Source organism: Acinetobacter sp. AOR34_HL, assembly GCF_027854795.1.
In the GTDB taxonomy this organism is placed as follows: domain Bacteria; phylum Pseudomonadota; class Gammaproteobacteria; order Pseudomonadales; family Moraxellaceae; genus Acinetobacter; species Acinetobacter junii.
Genome location: NZ_JAKTID010000069.1, coordinates 1 through 4,196 on the forward strand (window position 1 = coordinate 1; position 4,196 = coordinate 4,196).

7 protein-coding genes are annotated in these 4,196 nt (G+C 37.3%); 4 read left to right on the forward strand and 3 right to left on the reverse strand.

Translation table 11 applies throughout. From position 1 onward, the window contains the following. From MKL32_RS11885 to MKL32_RS11900, 4 genes are all read left to right on the forward strand, one after another. Positions 1 to 795, forward strand: a 795-nt coding sequence (locus MKL32_RS11885; RefSeq protein ID WP_270900587.1) for an IS3 family transposase, incomplete at its 5' end; no start/stop codon positions are given. Between the two features lie 229 nt (positions 796 to 1,024). Beyond that, complete coding sequence (locus MKL32_RS11890) at positions 1,025 to 1,360, forward strand: hypothetical protein (RefSeq protein WP_004679046.1); 336 nt, start codon at positions 1,025 to 1,027, stop codon at positions 1,358 to 1,360. 49 nt (positions 1,361 to 1,409) lie between these two features. Continuing rightward, positions 1,410 to 1,589, forward strand: coding sequence for a hypothetical protein (locus tag MKL32_RS11895; RefSeq protein WP_016658770.1), 180 nt, complete (start codon positions 1,410 to 1,412; stop codon positions 1,587 to 1,589). After that, positions 1,586 to 1,972, forward strand: a complete 387-nt coding sequence (locus tag MKL32_RS11900; RefSeq protein WP_004769969.1) for a type II toxin-antitoxin system death-on-curing family toxin — start codon at positions 1,586 to 1,588, stop codon at positions 1,970 to 1,972. The genes MKL32_RS11895 and MKL32_RS11900 overlap by 4 nt, the downstream gene beginning before the upstream one ends. A gap of 1 nt (position 1,973) precedes the next feature. On the opposite strand, the gene MKL32_RS11905 is transcribed toward MKL32_RS11900, so the two are convergent. The 3 genes from MKL32_RS11905 to MKL32_RS11915 all read right to left on the reverse strand — a co-directional run. Continuing rightward, positions 1,974 to 2,525, reverse strand: coding sequence for a macro domain-containing protein (locus MKL32_RS11905; RefSeq protein WP_127799692.1), 552 nt, complete (start codon positions 2,523 to 2,525; stop codon positions 1,974 to 1,976). Between the two features lie 8 nt (positions 2,526 to 2,533). Beyond that, on the reverse strand, positions 2,534 to 3,232 hold the full coding sequence (locus MKL32_RS11910; protein ID WP_114238014.1) for a hypothetical protein: 699 nt from the start codon (positions 3,230 to 3,232) through the stop codon (positions 2,534 to 2,536). 156 nt (positions 3,233 to 3,388) lie between these two features. Then, a partial coding sequence (locus MKL32_RS11915; protein WP_270900588.1) for an IS3 family transposase occupies positions 3,389 to 4,196 on the reverse strand: 808 nt, incomplete at its 5' end.

Below are 4,196 nucleotides of genomic sequence, written 5' to 3' on the forward strand. Positions count from 1 at the left end.
AACCCAGAACATCGAGCGAAACGTGCTCTGCATGATTTACATCATGCAGAGCAAATCAAACGTATTTGGAAAGAAAGTTTAGGTCGATATGGTGTGCGTAAGGTCTGGCAACAATTGAAACGTGAAGGTTATGTTATCGCACGTTGTACAGTTGCTCGATTGATGCAGAAGCTAGGTATACAAGGTGTTTGGCGTGGTAAGAATAAACAAACCACCCGTAGCCGAGATGATCAAAAACGAGCAGATGACTTGGTGAAATGCAATTTTAGTGCTGATCATCCTGACCAGCTATGGGTCGCTGACTTCACGTATATTCAAACAAATTCAGGCTGGGTTTATACTGCATTTATTATTGATGTCTTCTCACGAGCAATTGTTGGATGGAAAGTATCGACACGGATGAATACAGATATGGTGCTCGATGCACTTGAGCAAGCGTTACATGCTCGAGACATGCCAAAGAATGTGATTCACCATAGTGACAGAGGCGTGCAATATCTTTCCATTCGTTATACCAATCGTTTAGAAGCAGCAAATTTACGAGCATCAGTCGGTACGACCGGTGATTCATACGATAATGTTTTGGCTGAAACGGTGAATGGCTTATACAAAACAGAGGTGATTGAATATTTAAAAGCGGATTGGCACGGTTTAGCAGATGTACAACTTGCGACACTAAACTGGGTAGATTGGTTCAATAAAAAGCGTGTACACAGTGCACTGGGTTATGTATCGCCTTTTGAGTTTGAAGCAATGTACTATGATAAGATTAATCCGTTAGGTCAGGTGGCCTAACTTAAATAAAAAAGTCTCCAACAAACCCGGTACGGTTCAAAACGTTCCCGTGCCAAGAAAAGTATGCCGAGCCGTAAAGCTCAGAAAGCTGTTATTGAACAAAGAAATTTAAATCCTGTGCTTGACTCTTGTGGTTAAAAACAGGACATTTCTATTTTGGAGTTACAATTTTGAATTCTCATAACGTGTATTATGTTAATTTTAGAGAAATTAAAAATACAGGTTGATAATGAACATAGGGATTTTTTGGTATTGGAATAATAAAGTCATAGGTATAGCTCATGTGTTTAATTTAGGTGATGCTGATTCAATTGGCTTAATTGATAGTCCTTACACGCATATCGAGTATTGGAAAAATGTACAAAGTGAATATCCAGAGCTTAGAGCTTATGAATATGAGCAGATTCCACGAGGTCGGGTAATTTACGATATGAACAAAGATAAAGTAATTGTCTATATGGATAAGACATTATTTACTTCCCAAACCGCATCTAAGATTTATGATTTCTTTGATATAGACTCTGAGTCAGCTATTCCTAGAAAAGATCCTCACTATCGCACCTAATTGTAAAATTTGAGCTAAAATAGACATCTCTATTAATGGAGCTATGAATATGAGAAAACGCTTAAAAGACTATAGCCTTGATCAAGTTTCAAATCGCCAAAAGGTTTCAGGTCAAGTATTACCAATTCAATTTAGCAATGATGAAGCAACAAAACGTGTTGTGATGCACAGTGCTAAACGAGTTATTAAGCAGCATAAAGCAGAACTTCAAGAGCTTGCTTATAAATGAGTTTGATTAGCTCAACATTCGTGATCGCTGTACATGATGAGATCCTATTACAAACTGGCGTGGGGCGAACAGGCTGTCATATTGAAAAGCTAGAAAGCGTATTAAGCCGTATAGATCAGCAGATGTATTACAGCAATGTAAGCGACATTTTTGAGATCGCAGCATGGTTTGGTATTGCTATCTCAAAAGGTCATGCTTTTGTTGATGGTAATAAAAGAACTGGTTTAGCTGTAATGCTAACTTATCTAGAAATTCAAGGTGTTACCATTCAGGAACAAACAGGTTTAGATGATTTGATGGTCGATATTGTTGAATCACAAGAAGAACATGAATTGTTAGCCAAAATTGTGGCTGAATTCTTATACGAGCTTTCGATAATTTAAACTAAGAAATCAGAATCTGAATATTTGGATCATCGATATTCGATAAAATATTCTTATAAATTAAATAATTTTCATCCTCTCGGCAGATAAAAAATACTTCTGCAACATGATCATATTGAGGCAACATAGAGAGTATGGTGCCAATCGCAATTTCAGCCGCCTTTTGAGGTGGAAAACCATAAACACCTGTACTAATACATGGAAAAGAAACAGTGAGTGCATGAATTTCATTAGCTTTGAATAGTGCATTACTATAAGCATCACAAAGCAATTGTGGCTCATTGTGTTCGCCATCTAACCATCGTGGTCCAACCGCATGAATAAGGTATTTAGCAGGCAGATTACCTGCTGTTGTTACTTCTGCTTGACCTGTAGGGCATATACCTTTTTCTTGATTTAGACGAACACATTCTTCTTTCATCAATGGTCCAGCTTTTTTATGAATCACATAATCAAGTCCACCACCACCAAGCAAAGATTTATTTGCTGAGTTAACGATGGCATGTACAGCAAAAGCTGTTATATCTGCTTGGATGAGATGGACTTTTTTCATAATTAGTTTTATAGAATACCCTTTTGTTTCTTATATTCAGTAATGATTGTTCCTAATTCTGGTTCAAATAATTTGATATATTCATCAGATAGACCTCTACTACTAGATGGATGTGGTAAGCACACAACTTGGCATTGTTCAAAATTATCAAAGTAAACTTTAAATCGAGTACCATCAAAATCTGTTTTTTGTACCATTTTTAAGGGTTCTATTTCTGGACCAACAATAGCAGTAAACCTATCCCAAACATCTATATTTCTCAGAAAATTAATAAGCTTACTACCCATAAATAAAATTACTTTGGGTCTCAAAACTTCAATATGATGAATAAAATTATCAACTGCTTCTTTTTCTAAGAAACGATTATAGCTTTCTATATCTGCATTACTCGTATAGGCCCAATTAGTTTGAATAATACATTTATCAAAGTCTGAACCTAAATTTTCATCGTTTAATGGGTGTCCCCAAAACTTAAACCATTTTTTGATATTTTTATCATAAGGCCAAGTATTGGCAGAAGGACCATACCTTAGGGATTTATTACTAAATGTACATTCAATACTCATATCTACTGTGGGACGGCTATCGCTTTCATCCAGTTTTTGATCTTCTTTTGACCATCCCCATTCATAGCCACAAATCATTAATCCGTTTTTATCATTAAAGCCTGCGAAAATTGAATTTGCTAAATTTAGATTTCTTTCCATTATTCTTTTCTCAGATGAACTTAAACCTTAAGTTAACACATATATTTCATATGAATCAATTACTTATTTATAAACAGGTGCTATTGTAATTACATTAACGGTTTTTAGGAGACTCTAGGTAATCCTCCCATAAATAACCGAAGTTAAAAGTAGAGGTTAAGCAGCCATTAGAGGTGGCTTTCCTTTGTTAGCTTCATGTGGTCTTTCATGGTTGTAATGCCACAACCAGTTTGTTGCATAATCTTGTACTTCATCCAAAGTATCAAATAAATGCTTGCTCAGCCAACTATAACGTATGGTCCGATTATAGCGTTCAATATACGCATTCTGCTGTGGCTTACCCGGTTGAATATATTCAATACGAATACCGTGCTCAGTAGCCCAGCGCACAAATTCGTGACTGATAAATTCGGGACCATTATCGCATCGGATCACTAACGGTTTTTCTCTCCACTCCAGCAATTGATTCAACGTACGAATAACCCTGATTGTGGGCAATGAGAACCCTGCTTCAATGGCTAGGCCTTCGCGGCGGTAATCATCAATCACATTCAATAATCGAAACTTGCGACCATCGGAAAGCTGATCATGCATAAAATCTAATGACCAAACCTGATTTTCTCGGATTGGTTCTTTCAATGGTTCAGGCGCATGCCGTTTTAGTCTTCTTCTCGGTTTAATACGCAGATTCAGTGCCAACTCACAGTAAATGCGGTAAACCCGCTTGTGATTCCAGCAGCAACTCTCAACATGCCGTAAATACGAGAAGCACAAACCAAAGCCCCAATCGGAATTTTCCTCAGTGAGTTCAATGAGCTGTTCAGCAATGAGTGCATTGTCATCGCTGAGTTTGGCTTGATAGCGGTAGCAGGTTTCACTAATGCCAAATGCTTTACAAGCCAAACGAATACTAATGGCATGCTGGGCAACTGCCTGTTGTGCCATCTTACGCCGGCAAGATGGC

Coding starts and splice junctions, on each gene's coding strand:
- MKL32_RS11890 (WP_004679046.1), top strand. CDS start 1,025: ATGAACATAGGGATTTTTTGGTATTGGAATAATAAAGTCATAGGTATA.
- MKL32_RS11895 (WP_016658770.1), top strand. CDS start 1,410: ATGAGAAAACGCTTAAAAGACTATAGCCTTGATCAAGTTTCAAATCGC.
- MKL32_RS11900 (WP_004769969.1), top strand. CDS start 1,586: ATGAGTTTGATTAGCTCAACATTCGTGATCGCTGTACATGATGAGATC.
- MKL32_RS11905 (WP_127799692.1), bottom strand. CDS start 2,525: ATGAAAAAAGTCCATCTCATCCAAGCAGATATAACAGCTTTTGCTGTA.
- MKL32_RS11910 (WP_114238014.1), bottom strand. CDS start 3,232: ATGGAAAGAAATCTAAATTTAGCAAATTCAATTTTCGCAGGCTTTAAT.